At 42.6% G+C, this 17,156-nt stretch carries 18 protein-coding genes and 5 tRNA genes; 22 read left to right on the top strand and 1 reads right to left on the bottom strand.

Going from position 1 to position 17,156, the window contains the following annotated elements:
- Nucleotides 1–15 precede the first annotated feature (15 nt).
- The 10 genes from HMPREF8571_RS10885 (at nt 16) to HMPREF8571_RS10840 (ending at nt 6,713) form a co-directional block, all read left to right on the top strand.
- Nucleotides 16–96, top strand: a tRNA-Tyr gene (locus HMPREF8571_RS10885).
- Nucleotides 97–107: 11 nt separating this feature from the next.
- Nucleotides 108–178, top strand: a tRNA-Trp gene (locus HMPREF8571_RS10880).
- A 14-nt stretch (nt 179–192) separates the two neighbouring features.
- A tRNA-His gene (locus tag HMPREF8571_RS10875) sits at nt 193–265 on the top strand.
- A 13-nt stretch (nt 266–278) separates the two neighbouring features.
- Nucleotides 279–350 (top strand) — tRNA-Gln (locus HMPREF8571_RS10870).
- Between the two features lie 9 nt (nt 351–359).
- Nucleotides 360–443: transfer RNA gene (locus tag HMPREF8571_RS10865), tRNA-Leu, on the top strand.
- Nucleotides 444–627: 184 nt separating this feature from the next.
- A complete protein-coding gene (locus HMPREF8571_RS10860) occupies nt 628–1,917 on the top strand; it encodes a hypothetical protein (protein ID WP_000091650.1) in 1,290 nt (429 codons plus the stop codon).
- A 62-nt stretch (nt 1,918–1,979) separates the two neighbouring features.
- Entirely contained in the window at nt 1,980–3,464 is a 1,485-nt protein-coding gene (gene thrC / locus HMPREF8571_RS10855) for a threonine synthase (protein WP_000177113.1), read from the top strand.
- 60 nt (nt 3,465–3,524) lie between these two features.
- On the top strand, nt 3,525–4,805 hold the full coding sequence (locus HMPREF8571_RS10850; RefSeq protein ID WP_000473999.1) for an MATE family efflux transporter: 1,281 nt from the start codon (nt 3,525–3,527) through the stop codon (nt 4,803–4,805).
- A 3-nt stretch (nt 4,806–4,808) separates the two neighbouring features.
- On the top strand, nt 4,809–5,429 hold the full coding sequence (locus tag HMPREF8571_RS10845; protein ID WP_000520535.1) for an HAD family hydrolase: 621 nt from the start codon (nt 4,809–4,811) through the stop codon (nt 5,427–5,429).
- Between the two features lie 165 nt (nt 5,430–5,594).
- Nucleotides 5,595–6,713: a LysM peptidoglycan-binding domain-containing protein gene (locus HMPREF8571_RS10840; protein ID WP_000745998.1), complete on the top strand. Its 1,119-nt coding sequence runs from the start codon at nt 5,595–5,597 to the stop codon at nt 6,711–6,713.
- 178 nt (nt 6,714–6,891) lie between these two features.
- On the opposite strand, the gene HMPREF8571_RS10835 is transcribed toward HMPREF8571_RS10840, so the two are convergent.
- Nucleotides 6,892–7,749, bottom strand: coding sequence for a DUF975 family protein (locus tag HMPREF8571_RS10835; protein WP_000876912.1), 858 nt, complete (start codon nt 7,747–7,749; stop codon nt 6,892–6,894).
- Nucleotides 7,750–7,865: 116 nt separating this feature from the next.
- On the opposite strand from HMPREF8571_RS10835, the gene tgt reads away from it, so the two are divergent.
- The 12 genes from tgt to HMPREF8571_RS10775 all read left to right on the top strand — a co-directional run bounded on the left by tgt (nt 7,866) and on the right by HMPREF8571_RS10775 (nt 17,131).
- Nucleotides 7,866–9,008 (top strand): tRNA guanosine(34) transglycosylase Tgt, encoded by a 1,143-nt coding sequence (gene tgt, locus HMPREF8571_RS10830; RefSeq protein WP_001285233.1) that lies wholly within the window; start codon nt 7,866–7,868, stop codon nt 9,006–9,008.
- 101 nt (nt 9,009–9,109) lie between these two features.
- Entirely contained in the window at nt 9,110–10,927 is a 1,818-nt protein-coding gene (locus HMPREF8571_RS10825; protein ID WP_001220882.1) for an acyltransferase family protein, read from the top strand.
- Between the two features lie 140 nt (nt 10,928–11,067).
- Entirely contained in the window at nt 11,068–12,219 is a 1,152-nt protein-coding gene (gene nagA, locus HMPREF8571_RS10820) for an N-acetylglucosamine-6-phosphate deacetylase (RefSeq protein ID WP_001134433.1), read from the top strand.
- 151 nt (nt 12,220–12,370) lie between these two features.
- Nucleotides 12,371–12,736, top strand: coding sequence for a DUF1033 family protein (locus tag HMPREF8571_RS10815; RefSeq protein WP_000286417.1), 366 nt, complete (start codon nt 12,371–12,373; stop codon nt 12,734–12,736).
- A gap of 64 nt (nt 12,737–12,800) precedes the next feature.
- Nucleotides 12,801–13,742 (top strand): competence type IV pilus ATPase ComGA, encoded by a 942-nt coding sequence (gene comGA, locus HMPREF8571_RS10810; RefSeq protein ID WP_000249596.1) that lies wholly within the window; start codon nt 12,801–12,803, stop codon nt 13,740–13,742.
- A complete protein-coding gene (comGB, locus tag HMPREF8571_RS10805) occupies nt 13,690–14,706 on the top strand; it encodes a competence type IV pilus assembly protein ComGB (RefSeq protein WP_004240559.1) in 1,017 nt (338 codons plus the stop codon). Before comGA ends, comGB begins: the two co-directional genes overlap by 53 nt.
- A gap of 1 nt (nt 14,707) precedes the next feature.
- Complete coding sequence (gene comGC / locus HMPREF8571_RS10800; protein ID WP_001037925.1) at nt 14,708–15,031, top strand: competence type IV pilus major pilin ComGC; 324 nt, start codon at nt 14,708–14,710, stop codon at nt 15,029–15,031.
- Entirely contained in the window at nt 14,994–15,428 is a 435-nt protein-coding gene (comGD, locus tag HMPREF8571_RS10795) for a competence type IV pilus minor pilin ComGD (protein WP_001180065.1), read from the top strand. The genes comGC and comGD overlap by 38 nt, the downstream gene beginning before the upstream one ends.
- The gene (gene comGE, locus HMPREF8571_RS10790; RefSeq protein ID WP_000413363.1) at nt 15,391–15,693 is read left to right on the top strand and encodes a competence type IV pilus minor pilin ComGE; all 303 of its coding nucleotides are present in this window, start codon (nt 15,391–15,393) and stop codon (nt 15,691–15,693) included. Before comGD ends, comGE begins: the two co-directional genes overlap by 38 nt.
- The gene (comGF, locus tag HMPREF8571_RS10785) at nt 15,656–16,117 is read left to right on the top strand and encodes a competence type IV pilus minor pilin ComGF (protein WP_000531553.1); all 462 of its coding nucleotides are present in this window, start codon (nt 15,656–15,658) and stop codon (nt 16,115–16,117) included. The genes comGE and comGF overlap by 38 nt, the downstream gene beginning before the upstream one ends.
- Entirely contained in the window at nt 16,095–16,508 is a 414-nt protein-coding gene (gene comGG / locus HMPREF8571_RS10780) for a competence type IV pilus minor pilin ComGG (protein ID WP_000265649.1), read from the top strand. The genes comGF and comGG overlap by 23 nt, the downstream gene beginning before the upstream one ends.
- A 32-nt stretch (nt 16,509–16,540) precedes the next feature.
- A complete protein-coding gene (locus HMPREF8571_RS10775) occupies nt 16,541–17,131 on the top strand; it encodes a class I SAM-dependent methyltransferase (RefSeq protein WP_000679767.1) in 591 nt (196 codons plus the stop codon).
- Nucleotides 17,132–17,156 lie beyond the last annotated feature (25 nt).

Raw genomic sequence — 17,156 nt, 5'->3', positions numbered from 1 at the left:
TTTTATTTATAACTTGGAAGGGTAGCGAAGAGGCTAAACGCGGCGGACTGTAAATCCGCTCCTTCGGGTTCGGGGGTTCGAATCCCTCCCCTTCCATTACTTTAGTTACGGGCATAGTTTAAAGGTAGAACTAAGGTCTCCAAAACCTTCAGTGTGGGTTCAATTCCTACTGCCCGTGTTAATATGATTATGGCGGGTGTGGTGAAGTGGTTAACACACCAGATTGTGGCTCTGGCATGCGTGGGTTCGATCCCCATCACTCGCCTATTTTATATTATTGGGGTATAGCCAAGCGGTAAGGCAAGGGACTTTGACTCCCTCATGCGTTGGTTCGAATCCAGCTACCCCAGTTACTATTTGCCGGCGTGGCGGAATTGGCAGACGCGCTGGACTCAAAATCCAGTGTCCGCAAGGACGTGCCGGTTCGACCCCGGCCGCCGGTATAGTAATAAAGACAAGGTTTTCGGACCTTGTTTTTTGATTTAGTGAAGATTTTGATATTTTTTCTTTAAGTACAGATAACTGATGAATCATCTTTTTCTTCTTATTCTAATCATTTTTAGTGTATTTTTGGTATAATATTACTTATTCACAATTTATTTTGATTATGAAAGAGCTTGGTGATTAATGTCTCGGTCTGTTGAATTACTAAAGAAACGTTACTTAAAGAATATAAAAGAGAACCCAGATTTATTTATTGGGATTGAGTTAGAATTTCCTATTGTAAATTTAGAGAGTAAAGCTACAGATAGTGAAGTTGTTAAGGATCTCTTTCGGTATTTACCATCAGTTCTGGGTTTTACGATCGAAAAAGTAGATGATTTTGGAAATCCAATTCAGTTACTTGATCCAGTTAGCCAAGATACGATCTTATTCGAAGTCTCCTATACAACTATCGAGTTTGCCTTTGGTAGGGCGGAATCCATCCAAGAGGTTGAAGTGCGTTATCGAGATTACATGATTCTGATTCAGAAAAAGTTGGGTGAGGCAAATCATGCCATTATTGGTTCTGGAATCCATCCATACTGGGAGAAGAATGAGAATCAACCGGTTGCTTATGCACGCTATCAGATGTTAATGAACTATTTGAAGTTGAGTAGAACTTTTCTAGGGGCGGATTTACACGATTACCCGGAATATGGTGCTTTTATCTGTGGTAGTCAGGTTCAACTAGACGTTTCAAGGTCCAACTACCTGCGTGTTATCAATGCTTTTACGCAAATTGAAGCAGCAAAAGCCTATTTGTTTGCAAACTCTGAGTTTTCAGGGGCAGATTGGGATACTAAGATTTCCAGGGATATTTTTTGGGAAGAATCCATGCATGGTATCTATCCAGAGAATGTCGGTGTCAATACTAGACTCTTTAAAGACGAGGATGATTTTTTTGACTATCTAAATTATTCTGCGATTTTTACTGCGGAGCGTGATGGGCAGACCTATTATTTTTATCCGATTCAGGCTAGAGATTATTTGCCTACACGTGAAATTCAGGCATTTACCCTTAATGGGGATGAAGTTCTTATTTACCCTCGGGAGAAGGATTTTGAAACCCATCGTAGTTACCAGTACCAAGACTTAACGACTCGAGGAACAGTTGAATTTCGTAGTGTTTGTACGCAAGCTCTAGATAGAACTTTTACTTCTGCTGCCTTTCACTTGGGATTGTTGGTTCATTTAGACAAGCTTGAAGCTTACTTGCGAACTGCTCCATTTTTTACCACAGCTGGTCGTGATTATAAGTTTTTAAGACGACATTTTTCTAAAAAACAACTCACAGGTGAGGAAGAAGCTGCGATTCGAGAATTTTCTAAAGACTTACTCATCCTAGCTGAGGAAGGACTGGAGAAAAGGGATAAGCAAGAAATGATATATTTAGAGCCTTTGAAGAAAGAATTGGGACTACAATTTCTCTTATAAAGGGAGAATTTTCTGAAAAATCATGATATAATTGAAGAGACTATAGATAAAGGATAGAGATTATGACATTAGTTTATCAATCAACGCGTGATGCGAAAAATACAGTAACAGCCAGCCAAGCGATTTTGCAAGGCTTGGCAACAGATGGAGGCTTATTTACTCCAGTTAGCTATCCAAAGGTTGATTTGGATTTTGAAACATTAAAGGACGCTTCTTACCAAGAAGTGGCTAAATTAGTTTTGTCAGCATTTTTAGATGACTTTACAGCTGAGGAGTTGGACTACTGTATCAACAATGCCTACGATAGCAAGTTTGATACTCCAGCTATTGCACCATTGGTGAAACTAGATGGGCAATACAACTTGGAACTCTTCCATGGTTCAACCATTGCCTTTAAAGATATGGCCTTGTCCATCTTGCCTTACTTTATGACAACAGCTGCTAAGAAACATGGTTTGGAGAACAAGATTGTCATCTTGACAGCGACATCGGGCGATACTGGAAAAGCGGCTATGGCAGGATTTGCGGATGTACCTGGGACTGAGATTATTGTCTTTTATCCAAAGGATGGTGTCAGCAAGGTACAAGAGTTGCAAATGACTACTCAGACTGGCGACAATACTCATGTTATCGCTATTGATGGAAACTTTGATGATGCACAAACAAATGTGAAACATATGTTTAACGATGTAGCTCTTCGTGAAAAATTGGCTGCCAATAAACTGCAATTTTCATCAGCTAACTCTATGAACATTGGTCGTTTGGTACCACAGATTGTTTATTATGTTTATGCCTACGCTCAGTTGGTCAAGACTGGTGAGATTGTGGCTGGTGATAAGGTCAACTTCACAGTACCAACAGGAAACTTTGGAAATATCTTGGCTGCCTTTTATGCCAAGCAAATTGGTCTGCCAGTTGGTAAATTGATCTGTGCTTCAAATGACAATAATGTTTTAACTGACTTCTTCAAGACACGTGTTTACGATAAGAAACGTGAGTTTAAAGTAACAACTAGTCCATCTATGGATATCTTGGTATCTTCAAACTTGGAGCGTTTGATTTTCCATCTTTTGGGGAATGATGCGGTTAAGACAGCTGAACTCATGAATGCCTTGAGTACACAAGGACAATATGAATTGACAGACTTTGATGCAGCGATTCTGGAACTCTTTGTAGCTGAATATGCGACTGAGGAAGAAACTGCGGCAGAAATTAAACGTGTTTATGATACAGATGCCTACATTGAGGACCCACACACAGCTGTTGCCTCAGCTGTTTATAGAAAATACCAAGTGGCTACTGGCGATGCGACTAAGACAGTGATTGCTTCAACAGCTAGTCCATACAAGTTCCCAGTGGTTGCCGTAGAAGCGGTAACAGGAAAATCAGGCTTAACTGACTTTGAAGCCTTGGCTCAATTACATGACATTTCAGGAGTGGCAGTGCCACCAGCGGTTGATGGGCTTGAAACAGCTCCAGTTCGTCATAAAACAACAGTGGCAGCTGCTGACATGCAAGCAGCGGTTGAAGCTTATCTAGGACTTTAAGACAGAGGGAGTAAACTCGGTTGGGAAACTAACTGAGTTTCTTTTCATCAGGAGGAAGGATTGTTTAAGAAAAATAGAGACATTCTTAATATTGCCTTGCCCGCTATGGGTGAGAACTTTTTGCAGATGCTCATGGGAATGGTGGACAGTTACTTGGTCGCTCACTTGGGACTAGTAGCTATTTCGGGTGTATCAGTGGCTGGCAATATTATCACCATTTACCAGGCGATTTTCATCGCTCTGGGAGCTGCTATTTCCAGTGTTATTTCAAAAAGTATGGGGCAGAAAGATCAGTTCAAGCTAGCTTATCATGTGACTGAAGCTCTGAAGATTACCTTGCTACTGAGTTTGCTTTTAGGGGCCTTGTCTATCTTTGCTGGGCAAGAGATGATTGGACTTTTGGGGACTGAGCAGTCTGTGGCTAAAAGTGGAGGACTCTACCTTTCTTTAGTGGGTGGTTCAATTGTTCTTTTGGGCTTGATGACCAGTTTTGGTGCCTTGATTCGTGCAACGCATAATCCGCGTCTACCCCTCTATGTTAGTTTTTTATCCAATGCCTTGAATATTCTCTTTTCAAGTCTAGCTATTTTTGTTCTTAATATGGGGATAGCTGGTGTTGCTTGGGGGACCATCTTGTCTCGCTTGGTTGGTTTTGTGATTTTGTGGTCGCAATTAAAACTGCCTTATGAGAAGCCATCTTTTGGTCTAGATAAGGAACTATTGACCTTAGCTTTACCGGCAGCTGGAGAGCGGCTTATGATGAGGGCTGGAGATGTCGTCATCATTACTTTGGTCGTTTCTTTTGGGACGGAGGCAGTAGCGGGGAATGCAGTCGGAGAAGTCTTGACCCAGTTTAACTATATGCCTGCCTTTGGCGTCGCTACGGCAACGGTCATGCAGGTGGCTCGAGCAGTTGGAGAGAATAATTGGGAAAGAGTCGCTAGTTTGAGTAAACAAACCTTTTGGCTTTCTTTCGTCCTTATGTTGCCCTTAACACTTAGCATCTATGCCTTGGGGACACCACTGACACATCTCTATACGACGGATCCTGTTGCGGTTGAAGCTAGCGTTTTGGTGGCACTTTTCTCACTACTAGGGACTCCCATGGCGACAGGGACAGTTATTTATACGGCAGTTTGGCAGGGCTTGGGAAATGCTCGCCTCCCCTTTTATGCGACAAGTATTGGGATGTGGTGTATCCGCATTGGGACAGCCTATCTGATGGGGATTGTGCTTGGTTGGGGCTTACCTGGTATTTGGGCTGGAACGTTATTGGACAATGGTTTTCGATGGTTATTTCTACTCTACCGTTACCAGCGTTATATGAGCTTGAAAGGATAGGAAATGGGAAAAACAGCTTTTATTTGGGATTTAGATGGAACCTTATTGGACTCTTACGAAGCGATTTTGTTAGGAATTGAGGAGACATTTGTTCAGTTTTCTATTCCTTATGATAAGGAGAAAGTGAGAGAGTTTATCCTCAGGTATTCTGTGCAGGATTTGCTGGAGCAGGTGGCAGAAGAGAGAAATCTGGATGCGGAAGTGCTCAATCAGGTACGTGCCCAGAGCTTGTCTGAGAAAAATGCCCAGGTAGTTTTGATGCCAGGTGCGCGTGAAGTGCTAGCTTGGGCAGACCAAGCAGGGATTAAACAGTTTGTCTATACTCATAAGGGGGACAATGCGCTTACCATTCTAAGAGACTTGGGTTTGGAATTTTATTTCACAGAGATTTTAACCAGTCAGAGTGGCTTTGAGCGCAAGCCTAGTCCAGAAGCGGCGATATATCTGCTAGACAAATATCAGCTGGATCCTGATAACACTTATTATATAGGGGACCGGACTTTGGATGTGGAATTCGCTCAGAATAGCGGCATTCAAAGCATTAACTTTTTAGAATTGTCCTATGAAGGGAATCAGAAGATTCAAGCACTAGCAGATATTCCTCATATTTTTGAGGATAAGTGACGAGAAAATTGTGTCAGTTCTGTGACAGAAACCTAACAAACTATTTCAACTGATCGAGTTTGTTACAAAGAATAGACAGTTCTATTAAATAGGTCCGAGAGGGCTTTTTTTCTGCTTTTTTTGTGTTATGATAGACAGGTACTCATTTGAAAGGAATATGAACGAATGAAGAAAAGAATTATTTTAGCCTCAACAGTAGCCTTGTCTCTTGCTCCAGCATTAGGAGCTAAAGCTCAAGAAATCTCTTGGACAGCACGTAGCGTTGAGCAAATCCAAAATGACGTGACGAAAAACGAGAACAAAAACAGCTATACAGTTCAGTATGGTGATACCCTGAGCACGATTGCAGAAGCTTTGGGAGTAGATGTGACCGTTCTTGCTAATTTGAACAAAATCACCAATATGGACTTGATTTTCCCAGATACTGTCCTCACTACAACTGTCAATGAGGCAGAAGAGGTAACGGAAGTTGAAATCCAAGCTCCTCAATCAGATTCTAGTGAAGAAGTGACGACTGCGACAGCTGATTTGACGACGAATCAAGTGACAGTCGATGAACAAACAGTTCAAGTAGAAGACCTTTCTCAACCAATTGAGGAAGCTCCAACTGCAACAGAGACTGAAAAACCAGCAGAAGTAGCGCCAAGTTCAGAAGTTTCTGAGACAGCGACAGTTGCTGAAGAGGCACCATCTACAGAAACACCTGTAGCTGAAGAAACGGCAGCAACAACCCCAGCAGAAGCCCCAGTAGCAGCTGCTCCAGCAACTGAAACACCTGCTGATACAACAGGAACAAGTGCAACAGAAGAAACAGCAGCATCAACAGCAACTTCTGACATTGCAACTTCGACTTATCAAGCAGAGCAAAGCCAAACTCCTTCAAGAACTTATTCAGCTCCAGCGGCTCCTGACTATGCAGGACTTGCAGTAACTAAGTCTGAGAATGCTGGTCTTCAACCACAAACAGCAGCCTTTAAAGAAGAAATCGCCAACTTGTTTGGGATTACATCATTTAGTGGCTACCGTCCTGGTGACAGTGGGGACCATGGTAAAGGTTTGGCCATCGACTTTATGGTTCCAGTGAGTTCAGCACTCGGAGATCAAATTGCAGAATATGCAGTCAAAAATATGGCTAGCCGTGGTATCAACTACATCATCTGGAAGCAACGTTTCTACGCTCCATACGATAGCAAATATGGACCAGCCTACACGTGGAATCCAATGCCAGACCGTGGTAGTGTGACCGAAAACCACTATGACCATGTTCACGTTTCAATGAACTAATCATTAAAATGGAAGTTGGGAACTGATTGAGTTCCCGCTTCTTTTTTGTGTGTAAATTCTTCAGGATAATAAGAAGATTATTCTGAAGCAAGGTGGGCCCGCTATTTTGACTCTGCTGAGTATGTTGCTTTTGAAATAAGAAAAGCCGCATCCTGCAAGATGCTGCTTTTTTAGATTTTTATCCATTTCGACGTTTACGGGCTAGTAGGGCTCTGTAAAAGAAGATGTGATTGTTTTGGATATAGGGAAGGAGTGAAAAGCTAGCAATTCCAAAAGTGATCCAATTGAGGAAGTACCAAGGAAGTAGTTGTAGGTCGAGGACAAAGCGTTGAAATTTGTAACCCTTCATCAAGAAACGGCTAGTTTTCAGGATTTGACGGGGTTTAGCCTGTCCTAAATCTAGAGTATCGCAGAGGAGGAATTCTGCCTGCGAGTAGGCATAATGTTGCGGGATATAGAGGGCATTTCCTACAATCATCAAGATGAGGCTCGCGAAAAAGTAGAGTCCAAAGGTCATAAGGAACTGCTCCGTTTCAACTGATGAGAGGTCTAGTTTTGGAAATTCAGGATGCAGGGCAACAAATCTCCGAGCCAAGAGATTGCTATAAAAGAGAAAATAAACGCCTACTAAGTTTGGAATGCTCCATAAAAAGAGGTAGAAACGTTTGAGGAGCAGAGTTAGGAAGGTTTGCGAGAAGCGCTCTTCAGCAAAGAGGGCCAGGCTTGATTTTACTGAGAGTTCTGTATCAGGATCCTTGAGGAGTCGGAGTGTCGCAAAGGCAGCACCTGCTAAAAAAATCGTGCTCATAAAAGAAACCACTAATGGGAAGAGATAGGCTTGGAGCACTTGTGCCAGCATGCTGAAAAAGGATTGCTCTAAAACATTTTCTTGGAGACGAGCCAGGGGGTTGAGAAAGCCTGATAAGATGACCAGTATGCTAGGTAAGAGATAGACGAGAAAGAGGCGGGGATTTTCAGCCTGAAATTGTCTCGTCTGCAGACGAATGGTTTTTAAATCAATTTTTGGGTATTTCATTCTCTCATTATACCATAGTTCGTGACAGTTCCTAGTTTTTTTGATAAAATCATACAGTATGCCTTTGGGCACAAAGTATGAACTGGGACTGTTTTTCCCAGCTTCGGAGGTAGAAAATGTCAGATTCACCAATCAAATACCGTTTGATTAAGAAAGAAAAACATACAGGAGCTCGTCTGGGAGAAATCATTACTCCGCATGGCACCTTCCCGACACCTATGTTTATGCCAGTTGGGACCCAAGCTACTGTCAAGACTCAGTCTCCAGAGGAGTTGAAGGAGATGGGTTCAGGGATTATCCTGTCTAATACTTATCATCTCTGGCTTCGTCCTGGAGATGAACTCATCGCACGCGCAGGTGGTCTCCACAAGTTCATGAATTGGGACCAGCCGATTTTGACAGATAGTGGTGGTTTCCAGGTTTATTCCCTAGCAGATAGCCGAAATATCACAGAAGAAGGCGTAACCTTTAAAAACCATCTCAATGGTTCCAAGATGTTCCTGTCGCCAGAAAAGGCTATTTCTATTCAGAATAATCTGGGCTCAGACATCATGATGTCTTTTGATGAATGTCCTCAGTTTTATCAACCTTACGACTACGTTAAGAAATCCATCGAGCGTACCAGTCGTTGGGCAGAACGTGGCTTAAAGGCTCACCGTCGTCCGGAGGATCAAGGTTTGTTTGGGATTGTACAGGGGGCAGGATTTGAAGACCTTCGCCGTCAGTCAGCTCACGACCTTGTCAGCATGGACTTTCCAGGCTACTCTATCGGTGGTTTGGCAGTGGGAGAAACGCACGAAGAGATGAATGCAGTCTTGGACTTCACAACCCAACTCCTTCCTGAAAACAAACCTCGCTATTTGATGGGAGTGGGAGCGCCAGATAGTTTGATTGATGGGGTTATTCGTGGTGTGGATATGTTTGACTGTGTCTTGCCGACTCGTATCGCTCGTAACGGAACTTGTATGACTAGCCAAGGTCGTTTGGTTGTCAAGAATGCCCAATTCGCTGAAGACTTTACGCCACTGGATCCTGAGTGTGACTGCTACACATGTAAGAATTACACACGCGCCTACCTTCGTCACCTGCTCAAGGCTGATGAAACCTTTGGTATCCGCTTGACTAGCTACCACAACCTTTACTTCTTGCTCAACCTCATGAAGCAGGTTCGACAAGCCATCATGGACGACAATCTCTTGGAATTCCGCGAGTATTTTGTAGAAAAATATGGCTACAATAAGTCGGGCCGCAATTTCTAAAATGGAATTTATAGAAGCTAAAAAATCCTGCGTTTTCTCGTAGGATTTTTCTTCTTTTTTTGATAGAATAAAGTGTATAACGAAAGGGAGAATAAACTCGTATGCGTATTAAATGGTTTTCCTTGATTAGGATTACAGGTTTACTTTTGGTGCTTTTGTACCACTTCTTTCAAACGATCTTTCCTGGAGGATTCTTTGGGGTAGATGTCTTTTTCACTTTTTCAGGATTTTTGATCACCTCCCTCCTTTTAGAAGAATTTGGGAAGGCACGCCAGATTGATTTACTGGGCTTTTTTAAGAGACGGTTTTACCGCATCGTGCCACCTGTGGTGCTGATGATTTTGGTGACCATGCCTTTTACTTTCTTGGTTCGTCAAGACTATGTTGCAGGTATTGGTGGTCAGATTGCTGGAGTTTTCGGCTTTGTGACCAACTTTTATGAAATGCTTACGGGGGGTAGTTACGAATCTCAGTTCATTCCCCACCTTTTTGTTCATAACTGGAGTTTGGCTGTTGAGGTTCACTACTACATCCTTTGGGGCTTGGCTGTCTGGTTCTTATCTAAACGATCAAAATCTAGTAGTCAGTTGAGAGGAACCGTCTTTCTCCTGTCTGCGGGAGCATTCATCCTTAGCTTCTTCTCTATGTTTATTGGTAGTCTCATGGCTAGTTCTTATTCGTCTGTCTACTTTTCAAGTCTAACCCATGTCTACCCTTTCTTTTTAGGAAGTATCCTTGCGACAGTTGTGGGAGTTCGTCAGACGACTGATTTGGTCAAACAATTTGATCGAATGTGGAATCTTCGTCAGAATCTACTGGTGTTTGCTGCAGGGCTTTTGGTATTGTTGCTTCTGACTTTCTTTGTTAAGTTTACCTACCTGTTCGCTTACTTGTTTGGTTTCTTACTTGCCAGCTTAGCAGCCGTGGTCATGATTTTTGCTGCGCGTGTCTTGCATGAGAAAACGCCTGAGATACAAGAACCTCGGATCATTACATTTTTAGCGGATACCAGCTACGCGGTTTATCTCTTCCACTGGCCTTTTTATATTATCTTTTCTCAGTTGATGAGTAATCTGCCTGCTGTTATTCTGACGATCATCTTTTCTTATTTCTTTGCTATCCTATCCTTCTATATTATTGAGCCATTGATTGCCGGTAAATCCAATCCTTTCATTAGGAAAATCAGTAAACTGCCTCATATCAAATCCATCAGTGCTTCTAGTGTGGGAATCCTTGGAGTGATTGCTTTGGTGATTACTATTGTCTCTCCCCAAGTTGGAGCCTTTGAAACAGACTTGATGGTCAATGGTTTCAAACAAGCCCAGACCAATATAGGACAAACAAAGACTCTTGCTGAACAAGTCGAACTGAGTCGCCTGGGAATTTCTGAGGGAACAAGTCTGATAGGAGATTCGGTAGCCCTGCGTGCTAATACAGCCTTACAAGAGGCACTTCCTGAAGCAAATATTAATGCTCAGGTTAGTCGGACGACCAAGCAAGCCAATGACATTATGCTTCTTAACAGCCAGAACAAGGCACTGCTAAAAACAGTTGTCATTGCAACGGGAGTCAACAATCCTGAAGGTTATAAGAATGATTTGGACAGCATCGTGAACAATCTACCGAAAGGACACCATCTCATTCTTGTTACACCTTATGAGGGAGATAAGAGCAAGGACACTTACACATCAGTGGAGCAGTATGCGGCTTATGCACGGAAATTAGCTGAAAAGAATCCTTACGTGAGCATCGCTGACTGGAATAAGGTTGCTAAGGAACACCCTGAAATCTGGGCTGGAACCGACCAAGTTCACTTTGGAAATGATAGCAACATGATTGAAGAAGGTGCTAAGCTATACGCAGAAACAATAGCAGCTGCTGTTAAGGCCGCTCAAGAACTGCCTGTGAAATCAAAATAAAATCAAAGAGTTGGAGAAATCCAGCTCTTTTAAAATATCTCCAGAAAATAGGTCTATACCATTTACAAATGAAAAAGAAAGGTTTATAATGTAATTGACATAATAAATTCTAGAAACAATCTATTAAGGAGGTTATCATTATGCCTAATTATATTAAAGCGGATCAGTTTTTCTATCCACACGGAGTTCGTCGTGGCGGCTACTTGGAACTTGTGGATGGTAAGTTTGGAAAGCATGTAGAAGATATTCCTGAAGGCGCTGACGTCATTGACTATACAGGCTACAGCATTGCCCCAGGACTTGTGGATACCCACATTCATGGATTTGGCGGTGTGGATGTCATGGATAATAACATCGAAGGAACGCTTCATACCATGAGTGAAGGGCTCCTCAGCATGGGAGTAACGAGCTTCTTGCCAACTACTTTGACCTCATCATATGAGCAATTGCTCGCAGTAACAGAAAATATCGGTGCCCGTTACCAGGAAGCAACTGGAGCGAAAATTCGGGGTATCTATTTTGAAGGTCCGTATTTCACAGAGAAATACAAGGGAGCTCAAAACCCTGCCTACATGAAAGATCCTCGTATGGATGAGTTTCGCACTTGGCAAAAAGCAGCAAATGGCTTGCTCAATAAAATCGCCCTTGCGCCAGAACGTGAAGGTGTAGAAGACTTTGTACGTACGGTTACGGGAGAAGGTGTGACAGTTGCTCTTGGTCACTCAGATGCAACATTTGACGAAGCTAAAAAGGCAGTAGATGCTGGGGCTAGTGTTTGGGTACATGCCTACAATGGGATGCGTGGTTTGACTCACCGTGAACTCGGTATGGTTGGAGCCATGTATCAATTACCTCATACCTATGCAGAGTTGATCTGTGACGGTCACCATGTGGATCCGAAAGCCTGCGAAATCCTTATCAAACAAAAAGGAACAGAAAATATTGCTCTTATCACAGACTGTATGACAGCTGGTGGATTGGAAGACGGCGACTACATGTTGGGAGAATTCCCAGTTGTCGTTGCAAATGGAACTGCTCGTCTCAAATCCACAGGTAACTTGGCGGGTTCTATTCTCAAACTCAAAGACGGTTTGAAGAATGTGGTTGACTGGAACATTGCCTCTCCACATGAAGCAGTCATGATGGCCAGCTTCAACCCAGCAAAATCTGTTCACATTGATGATGTTTGTGGCCAAATCCGTGAAGGCTACGATGCTGACTTTATCGTGCTAGATAAAGATTTGGAATTGGTAGCTACCTATCTAGATGGTGTGAAACGTTATCAAGCATAAGATGATAAAATAGGAGTCGGCAAAGGACTCCTATTTTTATGATAGTCTCAAAATATGTTTTAATAAGTTTCTCTGATAGGGCACTTAAGCAAAATTCTTTCCTTGTTTTGAAAAATTCGTTATAATATACGGTACAAAGGAAGTAGTAAAAATGTATCGTGTTATAGAAATGTATGGGGACTTTGAGCCTTGGTGGTTCATGGAAGGTTGGGAAGAAGATGTCATCATGAGTCAACGGTTTGACAAGTACTATGATGCTCTAAAATATTACAAAACTTGCTGGTTTGAGTTAGAAAGCAAAACTCCTTTCTATAAGAGTCGGAGTGACCTTATGACCATTTTTTGGGATCCTGCGGACCAGCGTTGGTGTGATGAGTGTGATGAGTATTTGCAACAATATCACTCCCTCCTCCTTCTCGAAGACGAAGGCATCATACCCGATGAAAAACTACGCCCAGGTTATGAAAAACAAACAGGTCAAGAAAAGCACCGTTCTTGCCGCATGAAATTGAGATAAAAAAGCAACTTTTAAAAGTTGTTTTTTTTATTTTTTTGCGAATAGTCTAGATAAGGAGGGAGCTATGGTACAAGAAATTGCACAGAAAATGATTGCGACTGCTAAGGAAAAAGGAGCTCAGGATATCTATTTCATTCCCAAGGAGGCTACTTATGAACTTCATATGCGAATTGGTGATGAGAGGTGTCTCATTGACTCCTATGATTTTGAGGTTTTAGCTGCAGTGATTAGTCATTTCAAGTTTGTGGCGGGTATGAATGTAGGAGAAAAACGCCGCAGTCAGCTGGGCTCTTGCGACTACCAGCATGGAGAGAAGGTGTCTTCTCTGCGCTTGTCAACCGTAGGAGATTATCGGGGACATGAGAGTTTGGTCATTCGTTTGTTGCACGACGAGGAAAGGGAGTTGCGCTTTTGGTTTCAGGATCTAGTTGAGTTAGGAGAGCAGTACAGGCAACGGGGCCTCTATCTCTTTGCAGGTCCAGTCGGCAGTGGTAAGACGACCTTGATGCACGAATTAGCTAAGTCCCTCTTTAAGGGACAGCAGGTCATGTCTATCGAAGATCCAGTAGAAATCAAGCAGGACGACATGCTCCAGTTGCAGTTGAATGAGGCGATTGGACTGACCTATGAAAATCTAATCAAACTGTCTCTCCGACATCGCCCAGACCTCTTGATTATCGGTGAAATTCGGGACAGTGAGACGGCGCGTGCAGTTGTCAGAGCCAGTTTGACAGGTGCGACGGTCTTTTCAACCATTCATGCCAAAAGTATCCGAGGTGTTTATGAGCGCCTTCTGGAGTTAGGTGTGACGGAGGAGGAACTAGCAGTTGTCCTACAAGGTGTCTGCTATCAGAGATTAATCGGGGGAGGAGGAATCCTTGACTTTGCAAACAAATACTATCAAGAACACCAGCCAACTAGCTGGAATGAGCAGATTGATCAGCTTCTTAAAGATGGACATATCACAAGTCTTCAGGCTGAAACGGAAAAAATTAGCTACCGCTAAGCAGAAGAAAATCATCACCCTGTTTCATAATCTCTTCTCTAGTGGCTTTCATTTGGTGGAAATTATTTCTTTTTTGGGTAGAAGTGCCTTGCTGGAAAAGGACTATGTGGTCCAGATGTACCAAGGTTTGTCTCAGGGAAAATCTTTCTCAGAAATGATGGACAGTTTAGGGTTTTCAACTGCCATTGTGACCCAGCTATCCCTGGCTGAAGTTCACGGCAATCTTCATCTGAGTTTGGGCAAGATAGAAGAATACCTGGACAATCTGGCCAAGGTCAAGAAAAAATTAATCGAAGTGGCGACTTATCCCTTGATTTTGCTGGGATTTCTCCTGCTAATCATGCTGGGATTGAGAAACTATCTACTTCCCCAACTGGACAGTAGCAATATCGCCACTCAAATCATCGGCAATCTGCCACAAATATTTCTGGGACTAGTGCTGGTTTGCTCTCTATCTTTACTTTTAGCCCTCACTTTCTACAAAAGAAGTTCCAAGATGCGGGTTTTCTCGATGTTGGCACGGGTTCCCTTTCTAGGAATCTTTGTCCAGACTTATCTGACGGCCTATTACGCGCGTGAATGGGGCAATATGATTTCACAGGGGATGGAGCTGACGCAGATTTTTCAAATCATGCAGGAACAAGGCTCTCAGCTCTTTAAAGAAATCGGTCAAGATCTGGCTCAAACCCTGCAAAATGGTCGTGAATTTTCCCAAATCATAGCGACCTATCCCTTCTTTAAAAAGGAGTTGAGTCTCATCATCGAGTATGGGGAAGTCAAGTCCAAGCTGGGGAGCGAGTTGGAAATCTATGCCGAAAAAACTTGGGAAGCCTTTTTTACCCGAGTCAATCGCACCATGAACTTAGTACAGCCACTGGTTTTTATTTTTGTGGCCCTGATTATCGTTTTACTTTATGCGGCAATGCTTATGCCCATGTATCAAAATATGGAGGTAAATTTTTAAAATGAACAAACTCATGACAAAATTAAAAAAAGCCAAAGTTCAAGCTTTCACTCTGGTAGAAATGTTAGTCGTCTTGCTCATCATCAGCGTTCTTCTCTTGCTCTTTGTACCCAATTTGACCAAGCAAAAGGATGCCGTAGATGACAAAGGAAAAGCTGCTGTTGTCAAGGTGGTGGAAAGTCAGGCAGAACTTTATCGTTTGGATAAAAATGATGATGCTACCCTCAGCAAATTACAAGCGGACGGTCGTATCACAGCTGAGCAAGCCAAAGCTTATAAAGACTACCATGCAAAACAAAAAACAAGTCAAACGGTTGCAGATTAAGGCCTTTACCATGTTTGAAAGTCTCTTGGTTTTAGGACTTGTGAGTATCATTGCTTTGGCCTTATCAGGCTCTGTCCAGTCCAGTTTTGCAGCGGTAGAGGAGCAGATTTTCTTTATGGAGTTTGAAGAACTCTATAGGGAAACGCAAAAGCGTAGTGTAGCTAGTCAACAAAAGACAAATTTGAGCATAGACGGACAGACGATTAGCAATGGCAGTCAAAAGTTGACAGTTCCCAAAGGAATTCAAGCACCATCAGGACAAAGCATTATATTTGACCGAGCTGGGGGCAACTCGTCTCTGGCTAAGGTTGAATTTCAGACCAGCAAAGGAGCAATCAGCTATCGATTATATCTAGGAAATGGAAAAATTAAACGCATTAAAGAAACAAAAAATTAGGGCAGTGATTTTACTGGAAGCGATAGTTGCTCTAGCCGTGTTTGCCAGCATTGCGACCCTTCTTTTGGGACAAATCCAGAAAAGTAGACAAGAAGAGGCAGAAATTTTGCAAAAGGAAGAAGTCTTACGTGTGGCTAAGATGGCCTTACAGACAGGTCAAAATCAGGTAAACATAAACGGAGTGGGGATTCAGGTGTTTGCTAGTGAAAAAGGATTGGAGGTCTACCATGGGACAAAGAAATTGCTCGATCTTAAAGAGCAGTAAGGTAAGAGCGTTCACTCTTTTAGAATCTCTGCTTGCCCTTATCGTCATTAGCGGTGGCTTGCTCCTCTTTCAAGCCATGAGTCAGCTCCTCATTTCAGAAGTGCGCTACCAGAAACAAAGTGAGCAAAAGGAGTGGCTCTTGTTTGTGGATCAACTAGAGGCTGAGTTAGAGCGTTCGCAGTTTGAGAAGGTGGAAGACAATCGCCTCTATATGAAGCAAGACGGCAAGGCTATCGCTATGGGCACATTCAAATCGGATGATTTTCGAAAAACCGATAGCAGTGGACGGGGTTACCAGCCGATGGTTTATGGCCTCAAATCAGCACAAATCACAGAGGATAATCAACTGGTTCGCTTTCGTTTCCAGTTTCAAAAAGGCTTAGAAAGGGAATTCATCTATCGTGTGGAAAAAGCAAAAAGTTAAGGCAGGAGTTCTCCTATATGCGGTCACCATGGCAGCCATTTTTAGCCTTTTGTTGCAGTTTTATTTGAATCGGCAAGTTGCCCATCACAAAGACTTTGCCCTAAACAAAGAAAAGTTGATCGCTTTTGCCATGGCCAAGCGAAGTAAAGATAATGTTGAACAAGAAAGTGGGGAACGAGTCTTTAACCTAGGAAAAGTCACTTATCAAAATACGAAAACAGGTTTTGCGACAAGTGTTCGTATGAATAAGGACAATTATGAATTTCTCTTTCCTCCGCTGAAAACCCAAGAAAAGAAAACAGCTAAAAAGGAAGAGGTAGCGACTGATTCAAATCCAAAACAAAATCAGAAAAAAACAGAAGATAAGGCAGATAAGAAAGCCAATTCCTAGGCAATTCAACTTCTTTGTGATACACTAAAAACATGAAACACGATTTTAATCACAAAGCAGAAACCTTTGATTCGCCCAAAAATATCTTTCTTGCAAACTTGGTTTGTCAAGCAGTTGAAGCACAGATTAATCTTCTATCAGGCAAGGAAATACTGGACTTTGGTGGTGGGACGGGTCTGTTAGCCTTGCCTCTAGCTAAGCAAGCTAAGTCGGTTACCCTAGTAGATATCTCGGAGAAAATGCTGGAGCAAGCCCGTTTGAAAGCAGAGGACCAAGAAATCAGGAATCTTCAACTCTTGGAGCAGGATTTACTGGCAAATCCCTTGGAGCAGCAATTTGATCTGATTGTTGTCAGTCGGGTTCTTCATCATATGCCTGATCTAGACGCGACCCTTGCCATGTTTCACCATCATCTTAGGGAGAATGGACAGGTCCTCATTGCTGATTTTACCAAGATAGAGCCTAACCATCATGGTTTTGATTTAGCTGAACTGGAAAATAAGTTAATTCAGCAGGTTTTTTCATCTGTGCATAGTCAGATTCTCTATAGCGCTGAAGACTTGTTTCAAGGAAATTATGCAGAGCTCTTTTTAACTGTAGCCCAAAAATCACTCGCTCACTAAAGCAGTGATTTTTTCTCTTCAGATG

This window comes from Streptococcus mitis ATCC 6249, assembly GCF_000146585.1.
GTDB classification, from domain to species: Bacteria; Bacillota; Bacilli; order Lactobacillales; family Streptococcaceae; genus Streptococcus; species Streptococcus mitis_AZ.
Note: the sequence above shows the minus strand (reverse complement) of the source record. Positions and strands in the feature narration are given on the sequence as shown.

Bases quoted from the DNA above. Each gene is read 5' to 3' on its own strand.
- HMPREF8571_RS10835 (WP_000876912.1), bottom strand. From the start codon at position 7,749: ATGAAATACCCAAAAATTGATTTAAAAACCATTCGTCTGCAGACGAGA.
- HMPREF8571_RS10845 (WP_000520535.1), top strand. From the start codon at position 4,809: ATGGGAAAAACAGCTTTTATTTGGGATTTAGATGGAACCTTATTGGAC.
- comGE (WP_000413363.1), top strand. From the start codon at position 15,391: ATGGAAAAATTAAACGCATTAAAGAAACAAAAAATTAGGGCAGTGATT.
- HMPREF8571_RS10840 (WP_000745998.1), top strand. From the start codon at position 5,595: ATGAAGAAAAGAATTATTTTAGCCTCAACAGTAGCCTTGTCTCTTGCT.
- HMPREF8571_RS10775 (WP_000679767.1), top strand. From the start codon at position 16,541: ATGAAACACGATTTTAATCACAAAGCAGAAACCTTTGATTCGCCCAAA.
- thrC (WP_000177113.1), top strand. From the start codon at position 1,980: ATGACATTAGTTTATCAATCAACGCGTGATGCGAAAAATACAGTAACA.
- comGC (WP_001037925.1), top strand. From the start codon at position 14,708: ATGAACAAACTCATGACAAAATTAAAAAAAGCCAAAGTTCAAGCTTTC.
- comGB (WP_004240559.1), top strand. From the start codon at position 13,690: ATGGACATATCACAAGTCTTCAGGCTGAAACGGAAAAAATTAGCTACC.
- comGD (WP_001180065.1), top strand. From the start codon at position 14,994: ATGCAAAACAAAAAACAAGTCAAACGGTTGCAGATTAAGGCCTTTACC.
- HMPREF8571_RS10815 (WP_000286417.1), top strand. From the start codon at position 12,371: ATGTATCGTGTTATAGAAATGTATGGGGACTTTGAGCCTTGGTGGTTC.
- comGF (WP_000531553.1), top strand. From the start codon at position 15,656: ATGGGACAAAGAAATTGCTCGATCTTAAAGAGCAGTAAGGTAAGAGCG.
- HMPREF8571_RS10825 (WP_001220882.1), top strand. From the start codon at position 9,110: ATGCGTATTAAATGGTTTTCCTTGATTAGGATTACAGGTTTACTTTTG.
- HMPREF8571_RS10860 (WP_000091650.1), top strand. From the start codon at position 628: ATGTCTCGGTCTGTTGAATTACTAAAGAAACGTTACTTAAAGAATATA.
- comGA (WP_000249596.1), top strand. From the start codon at position 12,801: ATGGTACAAGAAATTGCACAGAAAATGATTGCGACTGCTAAGGAAAAA.
- nagA (WP_001134433.1), top strand. From the start codon at position 11,068: ATGCCTAATTATATTAAAGCGGATCAGTTTTTCTATCCACACGGAGTT.
- tgt (WP_001285233.1), top strand. From the start codon at position 7,866: ATGTCAGATTCACCAATCAAATACCGTTTGATTAAGAAAGAAAAACAT.